The following is a 22,071-nucleotide window of genomic DNA, read 5'->3' on the forward strand; positions in this document are numbered from 1 at the left end:
TTCCTTATTTAAGAATTTTTATTTCCAGGAATAAATACTGTTTTGGAAATCCGCAGTATACCCTGAATGTGCAGTAAACATGGCTTTTACATTATTTATTCCTGCAAGTTTCTTTATTGAATATTTTTGGGTTTTCGTGTCCTTGTTTATAAAAAACGGAAATGTATGCACTTTGTTTCTTATGAGTGATAATGTATCTCCTACAAACAAATATGTATCATTTATGAGGTATGACATTGAACCAGGAGTATGCCCTGGTGTTGAAATGCCTTGTACTTTAATATTTCCCACCTTAACTATATCCCCATCTTGTAACAAATGATAAGGTCTTTTTATTCTGCTGTTATACCTTATTCCCATAGCCCTTGGAGTTGTACCGTTAATCATTTGCTCTTCATCTTTTGATAAGTGAATTTGAGCATCAGTGAATAATTTAATGCATCCCGCATGGTCATAGTCGGAATGTGTAAGAAAGATATTTGAAACAGATGATGGATCAATTCCAAACTTTCTCAATGCATACTTCACAGTCAACTTGCTAAACCCGGTATCTATGCATATGATATCGTTTCCGTCCTTAAACACAAACATATTTACCATCACAGTTCTTATTGAAAAAACATTATCATTAATTTTCATCGTTCTTATAGGTATAAAAATCATAATCATGACCTCCCTCAGACCAATTTCACATAAGAATTATATCATATTTTTCTATAAAGAATAAACGGAATAAAAGTGATATTTATAGAAAGTTTTTAGACTTTTTTCATTTTCTTTGCTTTGAATTCGATTATTATCCAAATGATAAGGGGTAGAATTACTTGGAAGGGAAAGGCATAGTATTGATAAACATTATAAGCCCAATATCTCATTTCCATTATATTTTTATATAGTGTATATGATAAGAAAATCATCAATAAACCGGTTTGTATTACAACTGACCTGTAGTCATTCAATTTAAATATTTTACCTATGCCTTTGCTTGCCACATACAGGCATACACTGGCTTTAGTAAATGCACAAACAACAAATACAAAGGCAACAGATACTTCTATCCTTTGTAAAAATTCAGAAACACTGATCCTGCTTACCGCAACATGTGAAGGAAAGTTCAAATGTCCGAGCAATTCTCCTAAAATAACAATATTTCTGATTGTTAGAAATACTATTACAATACCTGCAAACAAAATTCCGGTAAAATAAACTTTATAAGGTGATTTTTTTGTTTTTAATGAGAAGAGAACTCCTAATAAAATTACAGATTCAGCAAAAGGAAAGGCAAAAGCTGAAAATCCTCCTTTTATTACTGGAGCAAAACCTTGACTTAAAACAGGCTTAATATTTCTTATATCGAATTGGGGGATTGCTAAAACATTAACCGCTACGATTATAAAAAGTACAATAGGAAGAAAGTATGTACTTATTCTACCAATTACTTCCACACCCATTCTTGCTACATACAAGCAGACAACGCTTATAAAAAGCATGGGAACAAACATTGGCGTTTCAGGTAAAGAAACAGTATTTATAAATTCTCCAAAATTCCTAATAACCAATGCACCAAGATGAAATGCATACCAAATATAAAAAAGCGAAATAACTTTTCCAAATACCTTTCCAAATGCAATATTAATAATATCAAACAGGTCTTTGCCTGGAAATAAAGATAGAATCCTGGAATATAAAAATATAACAGGTAAAGACATAAAAATACCTACAATGCCGGCGATCCAAGCATCGTTTTTTGCACCACTGCCAACACCTATAATCAGAGAACTTCCCATGATAAAAAGTGTCGATAGACAAATTCCTTCTTTATCATTAATTTGCTCCTTGAACATCTGATACCTACCTTCCAAACAATGAAGTAATTGCTTCCCTTATAGGAGGTGCCGGGCTTGGTATATCTACATTTAATGCTATAAGTGAACCGATAGTAAATGAAAAAGTCCATAGTGCAGCATTAACCCAGAAGTCCTTCCACTGTTTCTGTTTATATAAAGGCACAAATTCATAAATTGCCAATGTTATATACAATATAATAACCAGTATTATCATATATTAGTCACCTATCTCTAACGGTTTTGAAAGCATCGCACTGTTCTTGATGTTTATTTTTGTTTCTACATTTACTTTCAATTGTTTAAAATTTTCTTCCCAATCCCCTGATATGGTTTTCCATTCTTTGTTTTTCTCTTCCTTCAGTTTTGTACCAAAACCGAATATGTCAACACCATATTCGGTCTGTACTTTTTTTATAATACCCTCAATATTTTTTTTAAGTGATTTTTCTGCCATTTCCTCCAATGCCATTCGCCCTTCATCCTCAATGAAATTTATTGTACTGCCTAATTCATCAATCGCAGTAGACACTTCTACCTCTATTTTCATTTCTACCTTTCCATCATTAATAGCGGGATTAACCTTTGTATGGCTCTTGAATATTTCAAGAGTAACTGCCGAAACTTTTCCTCCGTTACTATTTATTTCTTCAACCAGTACTCCGCCTTTTACTTCATCTTGTATAAATAACATGTATTTTGTTTCATCTCCATCAATAAATCCCATTAGTCTATCATCCTTAAAAATTGCAGTTCCCATAATATGCGGGCGACTTTGTCCATTTTCTTCCTTCAAGTCAACAGCTCCAGCAATTGTACCAACACCTTTAGCTGCTAAAGAATTGGTAAATCGCCACACCTCTATATGAGGAGCATTGGAAACACTTCTTTCATTTGTAATTACATCATCCAATAAAAAAGAAGTGACTTCTTCAGTCGGCCCCTTGGCATTCAATATTTCCCTGGCACTTTTTTCTTTTGATACGAGAATATGTATATCTGAACGAGTCTCTGCATCCCTGTTGAACCAGTCTATAACTTCCAAAATTCCATCCCTTGCTATTTCCTTGCTTATTATTACCACCTTTGCATGGCTCCAGTAAATTCTCTTTCCTATTAAAGATATTTCATGTCTAACTGCATCAAATATGGTTTTTCCCTCTATGGTTACTGTTTTAGACTTTGTTTGCTGCTCTTTCCCACTGGTGGTTTCTACGATTTCAACAGTAATGGTGAATTTTTCGTTTTTTCCTTTATCAATTGCAACTCCGGCAACAACTGCCAACTGGTCGATTTCTCTGTAGTTCCAGCATCCCGCAGCAAGAAATGAATTCAAGAAAAAAAACATTGAAATAAGTATTATTCTTATAGTTCGCATGTAGATTATTTCCTCCTTGATCTATCCCTTGACTGTCTGACTAAATTCTTTGCCCCTATGATTTTGGGCCTTAGTGTCATGGTCCACCATGGAGCACGCACCCAAACATCCTGTCCGTTATGGTTCTTTAAAGAGGTAATATTTAAAGTATAGGGAATACCAAAGGAACGAATACTCATTAGATGAATAAAAAGGGTAATGAAACCCAATACAAACCCATAAATGCCCAAAACAGAAGCTGCTATAATAAATAAATACCTTATTATCATGGTGGAGCTAATAAGGTTTTTATTCATTAGCGTTAATATTCCGGTTAACGCTGTTATTATAACAACTGGGGCACTTACCAGCCTTGCTTCAATAGCAGCTTGCCCCAATACCAGCGTACCGACAATATTTATTGCTTCACCTATCGGCGAGGGCATTCTTGTACCAGCTTCTCTTAAAGCATCAAAAATCAGAAGCATTACAATCAGTGATAATACTGTTGGAAACGGGACACCTTCACGGGATGCTGCTATGCTTAGAAGCAAATGTGTTGGCAGCATTTCCTGATGGTATGTTGTTACAGCAAGGAATAAAGCCGGAACACTTATACCCAGTATTGCACTTGAAGTTCTTAAAAACCTGTTAATCGTAGAAAAAATGTAGTTGTTATAGTAATCCTCATTTGACTGCGTGGTTTCCGCTAATATAAATGGGACTGTTAGGACGAATGGACTGCCGTCAACAAATAAAGCTACCCTTCCCTCTAAGAGCTTTGCTGCTATTACATCAGGTCTTTCACTGGTACCAATCGTTTCAAAAGGAGAAAATGGCTCATCCTTTATATATTCCTGTATATAACCCGAATCCAATATTGCATCAATTTCCATCTTATCAATACGCCGCTCCAATTCATTTACTATGCTTTCCAACGCCAATCCTTCTATATAGCATACACATGTTTTGGTCCGTGTTCTCTCTCCAAGCTCTTTAAATTTGTACTTTAGGTCAGGATTTTTAATTTTTCTTCGAATTAGAGACAGGTTATCATTTATTGATTCAGTAAACCCTTCTCTCGGTCCACGAACCACCCTTGCTGACTCTGGTTCACTTATCGGCCTTGACTTCCAGCCTTTAGAATTTATTATAATAGCTTTTTCATAACCTTCAAGTAAAAATATGGTTTCCCCTTCTATTACAGAGCTAACTATGTCACTTAAACCATCTGTTATTCTTACGTTGTTTGACACAATCACTTTATATTGCAACTCCTCTAGCAAATTCCTGATATTTATTTCTTCTGAAAGATTGTTGCTTAAAATGGGTTGAATTATATTTTCATTTAAGATTTCATTATTCACCATGCCTTCAAAGTATAAAACACAACACTTTGCTTCAGTTAAATGCTTATTTTGAAATCTCCTTATAACCATCATTTCATCGCCTGAAAAAATTTTTTTAATTAATGAAATATTATCCTCAAGGGATTTTTTCAAGCACATATCGCTATATTTATTTTTACTATTATCCACCAATTTATTATCAATTGTTTTATTCTTTTTATCAAACAAGCTTTATCACCCTTAAACGTTATTCCTTATTTTGTCCAAGTTGTTTGAAAATATTAATAATAGCTGTTTATTGTACTAATTATTTCTTATTGGATTTTCCTCTTGATTGCCTGACTAGATTCTTTGCCCCTATGATTTTCGGCCTTAGTGTCATAGTCCACCAGGGAGCACGTATCCATATATCCTGACCATTATGGTTTTTTAAAGAGGTAAGGCCTAAAGTATACGGAACACCAAAGGAACGAATACTCATTAAATGAATAAGCAGGGCTATAAACCCCAATATGAACCCATAAATACCCAAAACAGAAGTTGCTATTATGAATAAAAACCTGAATATCATAGCCATTGTGATAAGGTTTTTATTCATAAGTGTTAATATGCCAGTTAATGCTGTTATTATAACAACTGGTGCACTTACCAGTTTTGCTTCAACAGCAGCTTGCCCCAATACCAGCGTACCAACAATGTTCATTGCCTCACCTATAGTTGAAGGCATTCTTGCACCAGCTTCTCTTAATACATCAAAAATAAGAAGCATGCCAATAAGTGATAATACCGTTGGAAACGGAACTCCTTCACGTGAAGCAGCTATACTAAGAAGCAAATGAGTGGGCAGCATTTCCTGATGATATGTCGTTACCGCAAGGAATAAAGATGGAATACTTATTCCCAGTATTGTGCTTGATGTCCTAAAAATCCTGTTAATTGTAGAAAAAATATAATTGTTATAGTAATCCTCATTTGACTGGGTAGCCTCTGCCAATACAAACGGTACTGTAAGGACAAAAGGACTGCCGTCAACAAATAAAGCCACCCTTCCTTCCAACAGCTTTGCTGCTATTACATCTGGTCTTTCACTGGCACCTATAGTTTCAAAAGGAGAAAATGGCTCATCCCTTATATATTCCTGTATATAACCAGAATCCAGTATTGCATCAATTTCCATCTTGTCAAGTCGTCGCTCCAATTCATTAATTATGCTTTCCAACGCTAATCCTTCTATATAGCAGATACATATTTTTGTCCTTGTTCTCTCTCCAAGCTCTTTAAATCTGTACTTCATATCAGGATTTTTAATTTTTCGCCGAATTAAAGACAGGTTATCATTTATTGATTCAGTAAACCCTTCTCTCGGTCCACGAACCACCCTTGCTGATTGAGGTTCACTTATTGGCCTTGACTTCCAGCCTTTAGAATTTATTATCATGGCTATGTTATAGCCTTCAAGTAAAAATATGGTATCCCCATCTATTACAGAGCTGACTATGTTGTCTAAACCATCTGTTATTTTTACATTGTTTGATGCAATTACCTTACATTGCAATTCCTCCAGCAAATTTCCGGAATTTATTTCTTCTGCCAGGTTGTTGCTCAAAATGGGTTGAATTATATTTTCATTTAAGATTTCATTATTCACCATACCTTCAAAATATAAAACACAACACTTTGCTTCCTCTAAATGCTTATTTTGAAATCTCCTTGTAACCAGCATTTCATCACCTGAAAAGATATTTTGAATTAATGAAATATTATCTTCAAGAGATTTTTTCAGGCACATATTGCTATATTTATTTTTACTGTTATCCACCGATTTATTAGCTATTGTTTTATTCTTTTTTCCAAACAAGCTTTATCACCCTTAAATGTTATTCCTTATTTTGCCCAAGTTGTTTGAAAATATTAATTCTTATTGTTCTGCAAAATAATGCTCTACCGCAAACTTAAATGAATTCACCAAAAAAGCTGTAGCCTTCCTGCTTACCTCAGCTTTGGGACACATCTGATCAAAAGCATGATAACAGCCCTTATATATTTCAAACGCAACGGGAACGCCGGCTTTTTTTAAATTTTCTACATATTGAATGGTTTCATCCCTAAATGGCTCCAATTCGCCAACAAAGGTTAATGTCGGAGGGAGCTTGCTGTAATCCAGTGCTCTGGCAGGTGCTGCATAGCAAGGCACATCATGACTGCCGAATAATTTCCCAAGATATAGTTTCCAGGCATAATAGTTGGATTTGGAGTTCCATACAGGTGCGTTATTGTCCTTTGCAGATTCACTAGTCATTCGATCGTCCAACATTGGATATAATGGCATTTGAAATGCAACAGATACTTCCCCCTTATCCCTTGCATAAAGGGTGAGGGAAGCTGTTAATCCTCCTCCCGCACTGTCACCACCTACCATCAACTGGTTATCCTTGATTCCCAATTCTTTTACGTGGTTCTTCATCCATAAAAGTGCATCATAGCAGTCTTCTATGGCAGCTGGATATGGTGCTTCAATGGACATGCGATAATCTGGAGCTATAACTACACAATTGCTTACTTCAATCAGCTTTTTTGCAATTGTCTTTGCCTGCTCAGGAAAGCCAATTGCATACCCTCCTCCATGCAGCCAGAGAACTCCCGGAACATTTTCTTCGGGCTTAAGCGGCTTAAATACACAAACACGCATATTTGAACCGTCTTTACGAGGAATGTATTTTTCGGAGAATTGTATGGTATCATCTTTTACCTTAAATTTTATCTTACAAAGCTTACTAAATAGTCTCAATCTTGATTCAGTAAAAGTGCTGTTAAATATCTTAAAGATTCTTCCCATAGTTCTTAAATCCTTATCAATCATACTGCTTTTTATTTTCATATTCTCTTCCTCCAATTTTAATATGTTAAAAAACAAGCAGTAATAATCATTTAGGAATAAAAACCAGAAACACCTTTGAAAATTATTTTTGAAATAAGTTCAGACATTTTTTCGGTTGGTTCGGTAATACCGTCCTGTAGCCATTTTTGCACTATGCTTAAAGCACCTGTAACAGCAAAGCACTGTAAATACTTTGAAGTACTTTCATCAATACTGGGGTTGTTATGAATATCTGAGATCGTTTTTTGCTGTGCAAGGGACATGATTTCTCTATGAAAATTGGAATTGCCGTTTTCACTAAGTAAAGTTTTAAATAGGTCGGCATTCTTTGCTATATAATCAAGTATCTGGCTCATTGCTTGTGCTGTTTGTTCTGTATGTTTTGAAAAAGCATCATTGGAGAGGTGCTTCTTAAGTTCTGAAATCACTTCCTGTTCAAGCTGCTTAAGCAAATCATACTGGTCAGTATAATGAGCATAAAATGTACTTCTGTTGATATCAGCGGCTTCACATAACATTTTTACCGATATCTTTGAGATTGGATTTTCTCTCATTAACTCAACAAGGCTTTTCTTCAGCAACATTTTTGTAATTTTTACTCTTTGGTCAGCTTTTTCACTTTTCATGACGACTCCTTAATAATAAAATTGGTTTAAAGACCATGTTTAGATATTAACACAGGCACCCCCATGGTGGGAATGCCTGTGTGGTAACAAAACAATAATTTATTTTAGTTCAGGGGGTGCATCGGATATGAATAACATGTAAAATTAATAATAATTTTTGCATAATCCGACACCATTCTTTCCGGATTTTTTCACTTTATACATGGTTTCATCAGCTGCTTTTATTATATTCTCCCATGAGTCCCCATTGTCAGGAAAAACTGCAATTCCCATGCTAGCTCCCATCAAGATAGTATTATCCATTATTTCCAGAGGCTTTTTCAGTGATTCGAGAATTCTTAAGCCGAGACTGTGCACTAAAGATGCTTCGGCAATATCATTTATTACTATAACAAATTCATCCCCGCCAATACGACAAATGGTATCGTTAGCTCTTGTCAAGGAAGCTATTCTTTTTGCAATAGTGCACAAAACCTTATCCCCCAATTCATGCCATACTCATCATTGATTTCTTTAAAACCGTCAAGATCAATAAAAATAACTGAATATTTTAAATTGTTTGTTACTGCCATTTCATGAATTTTTTCAAGGTGCTCTTCCAATAGCATTCTATTTCCTACACCTGTCAGTCTATCTTTGTGAGCCAGTTCATAATTGCTGATGCTTTTTTCATATATTTCTCTTTGGTTTCTAAGAAGCCTTTCAACTGTGCCGGGTATAAATAACATCAAGAAGCCACACAAGAGAATATAAATGGTTCTATAAGCTTGACCAAAAATATTGCAACTGCTTAATTCCTTAGTTACTACAGGATCAAAATAAGGGGATGCAAATGCATATAATATGTCCATAGAGATAGCTGTCAGCAATGTTGAGTAAATAATAAGCCGACGGTCCAATCTTAAAGAAGCCAGAAATATAATGCAGGGATAAACCAAAATTGTTGCTGTGGTCACCGGAACAAGAGGTGTATGAAAGTATGTATCAATAGCATTATATAATGTAAGAGCCATTACATCAACTGTTGCCGAGGTATAACGAATCCACCCATAATAAAGTTTCTTTCTTATAAAATAAGTTATGATTAAATTATACAAAAGGGCACATAGGGATAAAATCATTCCAAAAAGCCCGCTGATTCCATCTTGAAAAAAATATACAATCGCAGCAAGAAAAAAAGCAAGACTATATAAAGCCCATCTAAAAATCCACGCAATTTTTTCTCCACGCCCAGCCTCATTTTGCAAAAGTGCTTTATAAATATCCATATCGTTTCCAATTCACCATAATCTATTATTTTTTTAATACATATAAATTTCAGACTTAAACTATTTCTTAAATTATATATCGGAACTTAAGCATAATAGATTAATCATTCCATATATGGATTTCAAAATTTAAAATTTTTAATTTTTGATTATAAACCAACACATCTGCAAAATGTGTTGTAGTACGCACAATATTAAACTATTCTGTTGGTTGTAACACATCACCATGTATATTATAATACATTTATGGGTTTTAAACAACATTGTGTTGTTTAAAATTATTTTTTAATATAAAGAAACTAAAAAGAGGAGTAGTGATGATGAGAAAAATTATTAAAGCTCGTTGGATAATTTTTTCACTTTGGCTTATTGCAACCATAGTGCTTACAGTAATTCAGCCTGATATTAATGCAATACTAAGGCATAGGGGTCAGCAAGGCCTGGATAAAAATAGTTCTTCAGTAATTGCAGATTCAATATTAAGTAAGATGGAGGTTTCTAAAGGTAACAATAACATTATCGTTTTTTATGATAAAGATAAAATTTCCGATGATGAAATGAAAAAAATCGGTGATGGCGTAAACGCAATCAGGGATAGCAGTTCTGAGCTGGGTCTTGATAAGATAATGGATCCTTTTAGTATACCAGAGGCTAAAAGTTCCTTAATTTCAAAAGATGGTACCACACTGATGGTAAGCTTTAAGCTTGACAAAGGATCAAAAGAAATAGATGATGTTAAAAAAGCCTTTGATAGTAAACTTAAAGATGTAGGTGTAGAGCACTACCTTACAGGAGAAGACTTTTTAGGTAATGATTATCTGAAAGCAGCTTTATCCGGGGTAGAAAAGAGTGCTGCATTGACGGTTATATTTATTTTAATAGTACTTATAATCATGTTTAGAGCAGTGGTTACCCCTTTGGTATCCTTGCTGGCAGTGGCGTTTTCCTACCTGTGTTCCATGGGAATTGCAGCACAGTTAATTGACAAAGCAAATTTCCCCATAACGAGCCTTACACAAGTACTCCTTGTGCTTATACTTTTTGGTATAGGAACAGACTATAACATACTCCTATTTAATCGATTCAGGGAAGAACTATCCCAAGGCTGCTCTATCGATGATGCTATAATAAACACATATAAAACTGCTGGAAAAACAATTGCATATAGTATACTTACTGTATTGATAGCCTTCTTCAGTCTTATATTTTCCGAATCACCCATTTATAAATCTGGTATAGTTGTTGTAATCGGTGCAGCAATTCTATTGCTTGAAATTATGACCTTGACACCTTTTATAATGAAGGTTTTAGGCAACAAGCTATTTTGGCCGTCAAAGAATGCTGCAGGCCACAAGGAAAGCAAAATGTGGCATAAAATATCCTCTGCTTCAATTAAACATCCGGCTATTTCCGTTTTTATCATAGCTCTGATTATCATACCAACGGTTTATTTCAATCAACAAAAGCTAAACTTTGACACCATTAAAGAGCTTGGGGATACTCAACCCTCATCTAAAGCCTTTAATATAGTTGCAGAGCATTTCGGCAAGGGCCAGGCAATGCCCGCTAATGTTGTTATTGAAAGTACTAAAGCCCTTGATAATAATGAGGCTCTTTCAGTAATTGATAACTTGACTGAGAGACTCAAGAAAATTAAGGGTGTACACCAGGTGTCTTCAGTAACTCAGCCAGAGGGTAAACAAATTGATAATTTTTATATTGGAAGTCAGGTAGAAACTGTCACTGGAGGCTTGTCAAAAACCAAGGACGGTGTCGGTCAAATATATGATGGATTGAAACTTGCTCAAGATAAGCTTGGCACAGCAGACTTTTCCCAGGTAAGTAAAATGATTGACGGTACCGCACAGCTTCAAAACGGTATGGCTTCTTTAACTAATGGACTAAAGCAGATTCAATCAGGTTTATCTGGCAGCTCAAGCAATTCAGAAACAATAGGTAACGGCATAGCTGCCATAGAAACCAATCTCTCAAAAATGAGCAGTGGAGTTAAGCTATTATCTGATAATTATAAAAAAATGCAGGCAGGTTTCAAAGAGATGGGTGCCCACTATCAAGGTTCTGCACAGGCTCTACTCGGTGTAAAAAGCACACTTTCTCAGATGAAATCTATGGTAGATACCTTAGGAATAAATTATTCAAATTCTGCATCTGATCCAAGTTATCTTGGATTAAAACAAACCATAGATAAGTTACTTGAATCACTAAGTCAAATTACGCCTGAAGGAATAAAAGCATTAAATGAAAATTACAACAATGCCACTTTAGGTTTTGACACAGCCAACAAGAGCTTGTCGGAAATAAGCAGCGGTTTATCCCAAATGGCTGCTGGATTAAAGAAGCTTGAAGGAGGCCTTGGTAAAGCATCTTCAGGAATCGGCACCATAGTTACCAATATGGATAATATAACAAATGGACTTGGAGAGATGAAATCTGGCCAGCAGCAGCTTGTTTCAGGGCTCAATGGATTTGGCACCTTTGGAAGCAAGCTATCCGATGTAAACAAAGGATTAAAACAAATTTCTGATGGAATTGGACAGACTAATGGATTCCTTTCACAGCTCAATACAAATAAAACATTCTACATTCCAAAGGAAGCTTTAACTGATGACGGATTTAAGAAATCTTTTGATATGTTCATGTCCAGTGATAGAACCATTACCAAGATGATGATTGTTCTAAATGACGACCCATATTCAGAGGAAGCTTTAAATACTGTAAAAGAAATAAATGAAGCATTAGCTACCGGACTTAAAGGATCAGTTCTTTCCAATGCAAAGTATGGAGTGTCCGGACCAAGTGCAATGACCGGCGATATGAATGATACACTAAAAAGGGACCTTAATAGAATGATAGTAATAGTACTTATCGGAGTATTCCTCGTACTACTTCTTGTCATAAGATCCTTATGGATACCGGTTTTCATAACAGCATCCCTTTTGGGCTCATACTATGCAGCAATGTTTGTGTTAAACAATGTGTTCTTAAATATGATGGGATTAGATGGTGTTTCCTCGTATGTTCCATTCTTCTCCTTCATAATAATTGTAGCTTTGGGTGTTGACTATAGTATATTCCTGATGATGCGTTATAAGGAATACCCTCATATGTCCCCAACAGAAGCAATAGTTATGGCTTCCAAGCATATAGGCGGAGTGGTAACATCAGCAGCCATAATTCTCGGAGGAACCTTTGCAACACTCATGCCTTCAGGATTAACACTTTTATCCCAATTGGCCATAGCCGTTATTGTCGGACTCATAGTACTTTGCTTCATAATGCTTCCGATTTTCCTTCCGGCTATGATTGCACTGCCAAATGCTATTAAAGATATATTTTCGAGGAATAAAGCTGGATTAATTTTAGAGGAATAATATACATTAAAATCCATTTAAATGAAGAAATACGCCCATTATTTCCTTAGCATTAAATTATTTTTATCAGGAAAAATAATTTTGAACTCTATATTAATGGGAGGTTGTGTGTATGAAGATACGTGAAGGATTGATACCTACTGTACTAGGAACAGTTGTTACAGCAACCGGATTGTCATTAAAACCAATGGCTTCAAGAAAAATGGTTTCAAAAAAATTATCTTCAAATATCGCATGGGGAGTTGCAGGATTTGGTTTAGCTCATGTGGTTCTTGGAGCAATAGATCTTATTGAACATCGTAACCGGCATTAGGAGTTGATTGAATAGATAAGGGATGTATTTCTCTTATCTATTTTAATGTCTAGGAAACTATATTTGATTTGAGGAACAAAATACAATGTTTAGTCGTCTATTATATAGACCTGAAAAAACTAAGGAGGATTTTTTATGAGAAAAAAATTACTTGGAAGTACCATTTTATTATTAACATTATCTTCATCTTTGATGTTTACGTCTTATGGACAGACTAAAAATATACAGCCAATATCTTCTGGGAATAAGGTAGTTGTATCTGGAAAACAAATTAAGCATTGGTCTCAAACATATATAGATCAATTATCAAAAAATCACGATGCACAGTCGCTGTTTAAGGGAAAAGATCTTAACTCAATTGTCAAAGCTGATACTTTTAAAAATATCGTAAGCCTAGTATTCGATGCGGAATATGATAGTACATCACAGACATTAACAAGAGAAGCTGTCGTTTATGAACTTATGAAAATATGGTCGCAAAAGACTGGGCAGGATCTCGATAAAATTCCGACTATAAAAATGATTTTGTATTCAGATATGGGAAAAATAAATGCTAAATACCACCAGGCCATTACTGCTGCATATATGAAAAATATAGCCAAAGGCCGAGGCGGAAGAATTTTTGATCCTAAAACAGGTATTACATATGGCGAATTAGCAGCCCTTGTATTTAACACATCCGAAGCCATACGTAAAGAAGTAAAGCCTGATGTTAAGCCCATAGCCAAGGGACGGTTTGAGACAAGAGGAAATTATGAAATAAAGGACGGAAATGTTGTATTTAACTTTGAATTAATGAGTCACTATACTGAGCCCCAAAAATTAATGTTTGGTTCCGGACAAATGTTTGAAGTATCTGTAACCGATGAAAAAGGCAAGGAAGTTTACAGGTTTTCTGATGGAAAATTCTTCACATTAGCACTTGTATCAAAAACAATTAACCCGGGAGAAGCGTTAAAATGGCAGAATAAATGGGATATGACCGATAAAGATGGCAAGAAGTTAACATCCGGTAAATATAGAGCAGAAATCATTGTTATGGCTTCACCAGAAGAAAATGGTGAAACAATTGATAAAAATCATCTAACAACTGTGATAGAATTTGAATTAACCGATGATGTTAACAAAGATATCATTAAACCGGAATTGGCTGAGAAAATTATTAAAGATACATCAGATAAGCTGATTAATGCAATAAGCACAAAAGACGCAGAATCTATATCCCAACTTACTCATCCTGTTAAAGGAGTTAGGTTTACTCCCTACACCAATGTATCTCTAAAAAATGATTTGGTTTTTAAAAAAGAGGATATTAAGAATTTCTTTAATGATGAAAAGGTATACTTATGGGGATCTTACGACGGATCAGGAGACGAAATTTCTTTAACCCCAGGCAAATACTATGAGAAGTTCATATATCCGGTCGATTATAAAAACGCCGAACAGGTTGGATATAATAAGGTATTAAGCAGCGGAAACATGATAGAAAACCAGTTTGAAGTTTATGATAATCCTATAGTAGTGGAGTATTATTTCTCTGGATTTAACCCAGATTATGAAGGTATGGACTGGAAGAGCCTTCGACTGGTCTTTGAACAGTACGAAGGTACATGGTATCTGTCAGGTATCATCCACAACCAATGGACCATTTAGTAAATCACATTCACTATAAACTATTATTAGAAGGAGGCAGCTCATATTTGGGCAGCCTCCTTTTTCGACATTTGAATATTTATTTTAAAACTAATTCAATTTTGAAACAATGAACGGCAGTGTTGATATAAATAAATTCCTTACATTTGATGACATATAACATGTAAAGTATTTATACAATTATCAATCATTGCATAAGAAAGATAATAGGTATAAAATTGAATTATAATTTGTATTATTTATATAATATGTAACTTTATCGCATATATAAATATTTATTATAAAGGAGCAAAAGCATGAAAGTATTAGCAATTAACGGAAGTCCCCGTAAAGACTGGAATACTGCAACTTTAATAAAAAGTGCCCTTGAAGGTGCTGCATCAGTCGGTGCTGAAACTGAGCTTATTCATCTATACGATTATAATTACAAAGGCTGCATAAGCTGTTTTGCTTGTAAATTGAAAAATAGAAAGAATTATGGAAAATGCGAAATTAAGGATGAATTGACAGATGTATTTAATAAAACAAGTGAAGCAGATGCACTTCTTTTAGGAGCTCCGATTTATCTTGGAGCAGTTAACAGCATGATGCAAGCTTTTTTTGAACGGCTAATATTCCCCATTTTTTCTTATGGTAGTAAGCCTACCATCGATCAAAAAAAGAAAATATACACAGGTTATATTTATACTTTAGGAGCAACTGAGGAGCGTATGAAATTGATGGGCTATGACCGTCCTGCCGGTCTTAATGAAATATTGATGAAGAATGCTTTTGGAAATTCGGAATATTTAATAGTTAATGATACATACCAATTTGACGATTACTCTAAATACGAAACAAGTGGAATAAATGTGGAACACAAAACAAAAAGACATAATGAGGTTTTTCCTGAAGATTGCATGAATGCATTCGATTTAGGAGTTCGACTTGTACAGTATAACAAATGAAAGCAGATTATTAATGTCTGCTTTCATTATTTTGATTCTTTTTATTTGTTTGTAAGCTGCTTTTCAGCCATTTCAATGAGTTTCTTTGTTATATTCCCGCCAACCTTACCTGCATCCCTGGCAGTTATATCTCCATTATATCCGTTTTTCAAATTTACTCCAACCTGTGAAGCAATCTCGTATTTCATCTTATCTATAGCATTTGCTGCTTGTGGTACTACTTTATGATTATTATTTGCCATTATATTAGCCTCCTTATTTAGAAAGGGTAGATATTGCAATAATATTTTGTGTTGGTATTTGATTTTTATGTATACCATATATTTTTAAAATGCACTGATGTATATACACTAAAAAATAGACAATGTATCAGATCATTGTCTATTTTTTATAGTTATTAAATAGTATTTCGTTATAAAAACAGTAACTTTACTCAGAAATCATACTTTCTGCCATTTGAATCATTCTCTTTACCATCTGACCGCCTATAGGGCCGCCTTCCAAACCGTTTACTTTGGCCGGAACATCTCCCTTGTAGTGGTCATTGTTTTCCTTTATATATTGAAGGTGTCCAATTTCTTGTGCACACTCTATTTTGAATCTTGTAAGTGCTTCTCTGCTTTCAGGTACCAGTGGTTTTCTTGGATTTGACATATTTTCACCTTCTTCCTTTAATGTATTTTACAATAATCATTCTATAGTATTTACGATTTTAATAATTATTTGTCAATGAAATTTTAGTTAAATTAGAAAAACCAAGAAACAGAATTTATATTTTTCTTGATAACAAATTATTAAGCATCTTTGAAAACTGGTTTACATATGGACTTCGGAAAATTGTAACATGCTCGCCAAAAACTTCGTAGATTTCTATTTTGTTTTCACAATAATTGTTCCAAATATTTTCATCATCTACTATATTATCATTAGTAGATTTAAAAAAATCCACACGAGCATTTACCTTGCCACATGGAAAATAGTTTGCTCTTAAAGTATGCAACGTTCTAATTGCATTCAAATAATAAACTATTTCCCTTATGTTTAATTCTTCAAATTTTGGTATTGCATATATTACACTTTTAGGAACCGTGTTTTTCAATATCTCTTTTAGCGTTGCAGCCATAAAATTAGTTTCAAAATATTCTATTGCCCATTCCCACAGATCTTTCATAGTCTTATGATTTGATGAATACATATCAGCCTTAATATTAAAGTATTTTTCTAAAAACAGCTTTTCTGACTGCAAATCAAAATATTCAATGTTTTCCCAATGCATAGGAGGTATGGTGTTTGCAAGAGCCAGAAAACTCACTTTATCCCCTTCTCTTTCAAGCTTCAGTGCCAATTCAAATGCTATAGTACCACCTATACACCAGCCAAAAAGATAATAGGGGCCCAGAGGTTGAACTTTTTTAATCATTTTAATATATTTATCAGAAAGATCATCAATTGTTATATTTATTGGAGACAAGTCTTCCAAGCCGTACATCTTTATACCCCAATAGTTGAATTCCTTGTTGAGCTTAAAACAAAGCTCCATATAGGTACTTATTTCACCGCTCCCCGAATGTATGAAAAAGACATGTTTATCAGGGTTTGTCCCCTTTGCAAGAGGAATCAAGTTTTCAGATATACTATTTTCCTTTTCTCTTTCCATTATATAATTTGATAAACCTTTGATGCTTGCGTCTTTGTGCACCTCTTCAAAGGAAATATTTATATTAAATTCTCTTTTTATAGATGTAACTAGAGTTACCATTTTAATTGAATCCAACCCAAGATCAAATAAATTATCGTGTGTACTTATATCCGAAACACCAAGCAGTTTTTCTGCTATTTTTGACAGTTTAACTTCTATATCATTCGAAGGTTTATAATGAGATTTTTCTATATTCTGTTCAAATGGGTTCGGTAACTTCTTTTTATCTATCTTTCCATTTGTATTTAAAGGAAACCTTTCCATTTCAACAAAATATTGAGGAACCATATAGCTTGGAAGTTTTTCAGCTAAATATTTTCTTAAATGGGACAGATCGGTTTTATCTTCCAAAACCACATAGGCACAAAGCTGCTTTTTTCTTGAACAGATATCTTCAACATCCATAATAAAAGTTTCTTTAACACCTTTGCATGCTGCTAAAGAGCTTTCTATTTCTCCTAATTCAATCCTTATGCCGTTTATTTTAACCTGTCTGTCTATTCTTCCAATGTACTCTATATTCCCATCAGGAAGCCATTTAGCCAGGTCTCCTGTTCTGTATGTTGTACTATTGGGATCTATGGGATTTTGAACAAACTTTTCATTTGTAAGTTCCGGAGCCTTTAAGTATCCTCTTGCAATTCCGTCACCTGAAAAACATAATTCTCCCGGAACCCCTACAGGGACCGGAAAATTGGAATTATCCAAAATCATTGCCGAATAATTATAAAGTGGTTTTCCAATAGGGATAATATTGGTATTTAAATCTCCAGGGCACTCATATAAGGTTGCATTTATTGTACATTCTGTAGGACCATAAATGTTTATTATATTTTCAACCTGGACTGTGCTTTTAATCTTATCAAAAAGCTTTTTCTTAAATATGTCTCCTCCAACCATCATATATTTAAAGACATGACTGCTGGAAATATTGATATTATCAAGCAAAGTATCAATATATGCAGGAACAGTATTGATAACACTTATCTTATTATCATATACAAATCTCCAGAATTTATCTGCATCCTTTAATATTTCACTATCAGGTATAAATAGTTTTGCACCGGTTGTGAGTGAAGCAAATATATGCTGTACAGAAACGTCAAAAGTAATTTTGGCTAACAGTATATGATTATAGGAACTGTCGAATTTTAGTTTTTCCCCAAGCCCCACAATCTGATTAACCAAATTTCTATGTTCTATCATAACTCCTTTGGGATTTCCTGTGGAACCTGATGTAAATATAATATATGCCAGATCGCTTGATGAGTTAATCTTACTTAAGTTTGAGCAATCTTTATCATAAGATTTTTCATCTTCAAGGTAAACAGTTTCGCATTTATAAAGAGGTGCAGGGCATAAATATTTTCTGCTCAACAAAAATTTCACATCACAGTTTTCCAGTAAGTAGGTTACCCTTTCATCAGGATAATCAGGGTCTATGGGAAGGTAGGCAGCTCCAGCTTTTAATATTGCCAGAATACCAACAATGAGTTCTATAGAAGGTTTATCCATTATTCCTACAAAAGTATCTGGGGTAACCCCAAGTTTTCTTAAGTTCCTTGCCAGGCTATTTGATTTTTCATTTAATTCTTTATAGGTTATAGAAGTTCTATTTGCTATCAATGCTGTCGAATATGGGGTTAAAGCAGCTTGCTCTTCAAACAGCTCATGTATGGTTTTCTCTTTCGGAAATTTAAATTTTGTGGAATTAAAACTTTCCAGCATATTAATAGCTTCTGACAATTCATCTTCTGAAAGTATATTAAAATTGCTTATTTTTTTATCAGGGCAGTTTATTACGTCCTTCATTAACTTTATTAAACGTTTACATAATTTATTTATGTCCTCTTTGGAAAACATATTTACAAGATAGTCAATATTTATTAAAAACTGTCCCTGTTCTTCCCTATCGTCTACATGTATTACCAGGGAGTCCGACTGATTTTTATTAAAGTGCCATCTGGCCTCATAATCAATATTCTCCGTTGAGTCGGCATACTTGGCATTTTGATATGAGAATACTACGTCATAAAGTTTACCTCTTGCAATATTGTGGGTTTTTCTATAATCATTTAAAATCATGTCATAGTTATATCTTTGATTTTTAAGGCATAAACTTAGTTCTTTTGTGACATATAAAAGATACGATCTAAAATCCATATCTTTGTCAGCATATAGCCTTACAGGTATAGAGCTTACAAACATTCCCACTGTATCCTTTTCCTTTGCCCCAGACCTATTTAATATAGGGGTTCCTAGTACAATATCATTAAAACCCGAAAGTTTGCTGAAATATAAAGATATAATAGACATAAACATTGAGAAAACTGAAATCTTTTTTTCTTTACAATAACAGGTTAAAAGGGAGGATAGCTCCTCTGATAACACTAAGGTTTTTCTCTTTGCTTCTGTACTCGGGACAAGGCCATCTTTCTCAAATTCTGTTAACTGAGGAATTGTACTAAACTTCTCATTCCAGAAAGCTTTATTTTTATCAAATTTATTTGAATATTTATATTCTTCTTCATCCATTATAAAATCCAAATAAGATGGTTTATTTTCAAACAAGGTGCTATTATTATTTTTAAGACAGTCGTATACCTCAATAAAATGGCTGCCTAAAAGATTTATAGTCCAGGCATCGGAGATTAAATGATGGGTTTTGAAATATAAGAGTGTATGTTGGGGTAATCTTATAATGGCAAAATAGTAGAGGGGTGAATCATATAAGTTAAAAGGTCTTTGAGCCTCTTTTTCATCCCACTCATAAAAGCTTTCTATTCCCGATTCTCTAAAATCAATAGTATCAACATTAAAGTATTTATATTGACTTACATACTGTTTTTGCTGTCCATCCTCATCAATAATTCTAAGTCTCATTCCTTCATTTTTCTCAACAATAATATTAAATGATTTTTCAACCAGAGAAAAATCCAGTTCATTTTTAGTTTTTATACTTCCGATTATATTACCTATACTGGTGCCTGGAAAAACCTTTTCAGTAAACCATATGGATTTTTGCGGCTGTGTCAGCGGATAATATTTTGAATAGGTTTCAAAATTCGAAGTTAAAAGCCTGGAAAACTCAGTTATTCCTTGTCTATTCATCATTACCTTTACAGCACTTCCCATAAATTCAAGTCCCTTTAAAGCAGGATAAAAAGTATCAAATGTATTTTCAGTTGAAGAATCGCTTAGAATTATGGTAAATTTGTTCTTGTTGTTTATTTCATAAAACAAGGATATTTCATCTGCCAGAGAACTGAGAAATTCATTAATATTAATTTTGTTCTCCTTTAGATATACTTTTACAGTGTCTAGATAATCTCTTTGATTTTCTCCATAGGAACAGGTTTCTGCAATTGCATATGCAATAATACAGTCATCTTCTTTTACATAAAAAAGTTTCCTTAAAAGTGTCATGTCCAACGAATTGTATACTTCTTTTATTTCATCTAAATAAAAACTGTTCTTTGTATAGTCAAAACATTGAATTTCCAACTGTGACATATTGTTTTTACAGTATTCCCAAAAATCTGAAGCTTCAACAGCTGCTTCAGTAGTGTATATATTTGCTGTAAGTCTCTTATTCATACCTTCTGATGTACATTCAAATACTTTTACTAAATGTAACTGATACAAATTTGTATCATCAATTATACAGCCTATTTTTTCAAAAATGCTTTTGTACCATTCAAGATTATCCATAAAATAAGAAATATAGTTTTCAAAATATGTGTGATTTAAAAGATTTTCAATAAGCCCTATATGTATGTCAGTTTTGGCCTTTGGACTAAGATAAGCCTCAGGTACAATATATGGAAGATACCCTAAAAATGTACGGCGGTATATCCGCAAAGAGGTACCTACACCTAAAAGCTTGCCGCTCTTTTGATAAATCAGATTTATTGCAAGGGTAGATTTGTCCTTAAAACTCTCCAGCTTTTTTATGTAATTTTCAAATTCATTGTCATCATTTAAATACAAATCTTTAGATAGATATTTGGCCTTGTGATATAGTTTCCATAATTCTTCCATATGATAGTAAGTAAGAGATTTAATCTGCGGATAGGTCTTTTCAAACAAATAGCCGAAGATTTTTTGGCTTGTAGACCATTCAAGGCTTACAATATTCAATCCGTATCTATATTCATTTTCCGTATGTTTAACATATTTGACTTCTCCATCGACATAAAGAGTAGTATTTTCATTTAAAATAAGACAGATATTCCTTACCAATGAACCCTGTGTTAATATCTCTTCTTTTGTACGAAAGGAAAAGCCTGAGGTACTTATATCAATAATTTCATATTTTGTATCACTGCCTCTTAAAACAATATATGCCTTTTCTTCAGCTGACAGCAGATATCTTGACCTGTTTCTTAGAAAACATATTTTAACTTCTTCAGGTATACTTATTCTAAAAGAACTTTCCAGAATCGAAGTGATTTTTGATTTGAAAGAAAAATAACACTCTTTATAAAAAAAGTCCATTTCTATGGTATCATCTATTTTTAAATCCCCTTGATTAATATAGCTGACTATAGGGTTGTTACCTGATTTATAGTTAAATATGATTTTTGTGTGAACTTGTTGATGGTCCAACTTCAGCAGAATAGGTATTTCTTTTATTTTCGCAAGGTTTGTGTACAGATTTAAAATATTTGATTGATCATTGATTATACGATATGTATACATAAATAGACACCGCCTAGTAACTTAGAATAATTTCTATAAACGTT

At 33.8% G+C, this 22,071-nt stretch carries 15 protein-coding genes and 1 pseudogene; 4 read left to right on the forward strand and 12 right to left on the reverse strand.

Translation table 11 applies throughout. The annotated features are described in order from the left end of the window. Positions 1-18: 18 nt before the first annotated feature. The 9 genes and pseudogenes from Bccel_RS05060 to Bccel_RS05105 form a co-directional block, all read right to left on the reverse strand. Positions 19-663 carry an MBL fold metallo-hydrolase gene (locus Bccel_RS05060; RefSeq protein WP_050753141.1) on the reverse strand — a complete coding sequence of 215 codons (645 nt, stop codon included), beginning with the start codon at positions 661-663 and terminating at the stop codon, positions 19-21. A gap of 95 nt (positions 664-758) precedes the next feature. Further along, entirely contained in the window at positions 759-1,844 is a 1,086-nt protein-coding gene (locus tag Bccel_RS05065; RefSeq protein ID WP_036940501.1) for a GerAB/ArcD/ProY family transporter, read from the reverse strand. Positions 1,845-1,851: 7 nt separating this feature from the next. After that, on the reverse strand, positions 1,852-2,061 hold the full coding sequence (locus Bccel_RS05070) for a hypothetical protein (RefSeq protein WP_036940503.1): 210 nt from the start codon (positions 2,059-2,061) through the stop codon (positions 1,852-1,854). A 3-nt stretch (positions 2,062-2,064) separates the two neighbouring features. After that, positions 2,065-3,222, reverse strand: a complete 1,158-nt coding sequence (locus Bccel_RS05075; protein ID WP_036940505.1) for a Ger(x)C family spore germination protein — start codon at positions 3,220-3,222, stop codon at positions 2,065-2,067. A 5-nt stretch (positions 3,223-3,227) separates the two neighbouring features. Then, positions 3,228-4,778 carry a spore germination protein gene (locus Bccel_RS05080; protein WP_036940507.1) on the reverse strand — a complete coding sequence of 517 codons (1,551 nt, stop codon included), beginning with the start codon at positions 4,776-4,778 and terminating at the stop codon, positions 3,228-3,230. A 79-nt stretch (positions 4,779-4,857) separates the two neighbouring features. Then, complete coding sequence (locus tag Bccel_RS05085; protein ID WP_050753142.1) at positions 4,858-6,408, reverse strand: spore germination protein; 1,551 nt, start codon at positions 6,406-6,408, stop codon at positions 4,858-4,860. Between the two features lie 60 nt (positions 6,409-6,468). Next, complete coding sequence (locus Bccel_RS05090; protein WP_036940509.1) at positions 6,469-7,428, reverse strand: alpha/beta hydrolase; 960 nt, start codon at positions 7,426-7,428, stop codon at positions 6,469-6,471. A gap of 50 nt (positions 7,429-7,478) precedes the next feature. Beyond that, complete coding sequence (locus tag Bccel_RS05095; protein WP_036940511.1) at positions 7,479-8,054, reverse strand: TetR/AcrR family transcriptional regulator; 576 nt, start codon at positions 8,052-8,054, stop codon at positions 7,479-7,481. A gap of 144 nt (positions 8,055-8,198) precedes the next feature. Next, a pseudogene (locus tag Bccel_RS05105) lies at positions 8,199-9,322 on the reverse strand (GGDEF domain-containing protein). A gap of 317 nt (positions 9,323-9,639) precedes the next feature. Here Bccel_RS05105 and Bccel_RS05110 point away from each other — a divergent pair. The 4 genes from Bccel_RS05110 (at position 9,640) to Bccel_RS05125 (ending at position 15,627) form a co-directional block, all read left to right on the forward strand. Then, positions 9,640-12,714, forward strand: coding sequence for an MMPL family transporter (locus tag Bccel_RS05110; protein WP_242853104.1), 3,075 nt, complete (start codon positions 9,640-9,642; stop codon positions 12,712-12,714). Positions 12,715-12,826: 112 nt separating this feature from the next. Further along, complete coding sequence (locus tag Bccel_RS05115; protein ID WP_036940516.1) at positions 12,827-13,027, forward strand: hypothetical protein; 201 nt, start codon at positions 12,827-12,829, stop codon at positions 13,025-13,027. 135 nt (positions 13,028-13,162) lie between these two features. Then, positions 13,163-14,680: a BsuPI-related putative proteinase inhibitor gene (locus Bccel_RS05120; RefSeq protein ID WP_081926873.1), complete on the forward strand. Its 1,518-nt coding sequence runs from the start codon at positions 13,163-13,165 to the stop codon at positions 14,678-14,680. 296 nt (positions 14,681-14,976) lie between these two features. Continuing rightward, positions 14,977-15,627: a flavodoxin family protein gene (locus tag Bccel_RS05125; RefSeq protein ID WP_036940519.1), complete on the forward strand. Its 651-nt coding sequence runs from the start codon at positions 14,977-14,979 to the stop codon at positions 15,625-15,627. Positions 15,628-15,668: 41 nt separating this feature from the next. Here Bccel_RS05125 and Bccel_RS05130 read toward each other — a convergent pair whose 3' ends face one another. The 3 genes from Bccel_RS05130 to Bccel_RS05140 all read right to left on the reverse strand — a co-directional run bounded on the left by Bccel_RS05130 (position 15,669) and on the right by Bccel_RS05140 (position 22,027). After that, the gene (locus tag Bccel_RS05130) at positions 15,669-15,869 is read right to left on the reverse strand and encodes an alpha/beta-type small acid-soluble spore protein (RefSeq protein ID WP_036940521.1); all 201 of its coding nucleotides are present in this window, start codon (positions 15,867-15,869) and stop codon (positions 15,669-15,671) included. A gap of 187 nt (positions 15,870-16,056) precedes the next feature. Then, positions 16,057-16,281: an alpha/beta-type small acid-soluble spore protein gene (locus Bccel_RS05135; RefSeq protein WP_036940524.1), complete on the reverse strand. Its 225-nt coding sequence runs from the start codon at positions 16,279-16,281 to the stop codon at positions 16,057-16,059. 115 nt (positions 16,282-16,396) lie between these two features. Beyond that, positions 16,397-22,027: a non-ribosomal peptide synthetase gene (locus tag Bccel_RS05140; RefSeq protein WP_036940527.1), complete on the reverse strand. Its 5,631-nt coding sequence runs from the start codon at positions 22,025-22,027 to the stop codon at positions 16,397-16,399. Positions 22,028-22,071: the final 44 nt, after the last annotated feature.

The sequence above is a fragment of the Pseudobacteroides cellulosolvens ATCC 35603 = DSM 2933 genome, assembly GCF_001262605.1.
GTDB lineage: Bacteria > Bacillota > Clostridia > Acetivibrionales > DSM-2933 > Pseudobacteroides > Pseudobacteroides cellulosolvens.

Coding starts and splice junctions, on each gene's coding strand:
- Bccel_RS05090 (WP_036940509.1), bottom strand. CDS start 7,428: ATGAAAATAAAAAGCAGTATGATTGATAAGGATTTAAGAACTATGGGA.
- Bccel_RS05075 (WP_036940505.1), bottom strand. CDS start 3,222: ATGCGAACTATAAGAATAATACTTATTTCAATGTTTTTTTTCTTGAAT.
- Bccel_RS05120 (WP_081926873.1), top strand. CDS start 13,163: ATGAGAAAAAAATTACTTGGAAGTACCATTTTATTATTAACATTATCT.
- Bccel_RS05140 (WP_036940527.1), bottom strand. CDS start 22,027: ATGTATACATATCGTATAATCAATGATCAATCAAATATTTTAAATCTG.
- Bccel_RS05070 (WP_036940503.1), bottom strand. CDS start 2,061: ATGATAATACTGGTTATTATATTGTATATAACATTGGCAATTTATGAA.
- Bccel_RS05065 (WP_036940501.1), bottom strand. CDS start 1,844: ATGTTCAAGGAGCAAATTAATGATAAAGAAGGAATTTGTCTATCGACA.
- Bccel_RS05060 (WP_050753141.1), bottom strand. CDS start 663: ATGATTTTTATACCTATAAGAACGATGAAAATTAATGATAATGTTTTT.
- Bccel_RS05125 (WP_036940519.1), top strand. CDS start 14,977: ATGAAAGTATTAGCAATTAACGGAAGTCCCCGTAAAGACTGGAATACT.
- Bccel_RS05135 (WP_036940524.1), bottom strand. CDS start 16,281: ATGTCAAATCCAAGAAAACCACTGGTACCTGAAAGCAGAGAAGCACTT.
- Bccel_RS05130 (WP_036940521.1), bottom strand. CDS start 15,869: ATGGCAAATAATAATCATAAAGTAGTACCACAAGCAGCAAATGCTATA.
- Bccel_RS05095 (WP_036940511.1), bottom strand. CDS start 8,054: ATGAAAAGTGAAAAAGCTGACCAAAGAGTAAAAATTACAAAAATGTTG.
- Bccel_RS05110 (WP_242853104.1), top strand. CDS start 9,640: ATGATGAGAAAAATTATTAAAGCTCGTTGGATAATTTTTTCACTTTGG.
- Bccel_RS05115 (WP_036940516.1), top strand. CDS start 12,827: ATGAAGATACGTGAAGGATTGATACCTACTGTACTAGGAACAGTTGTT.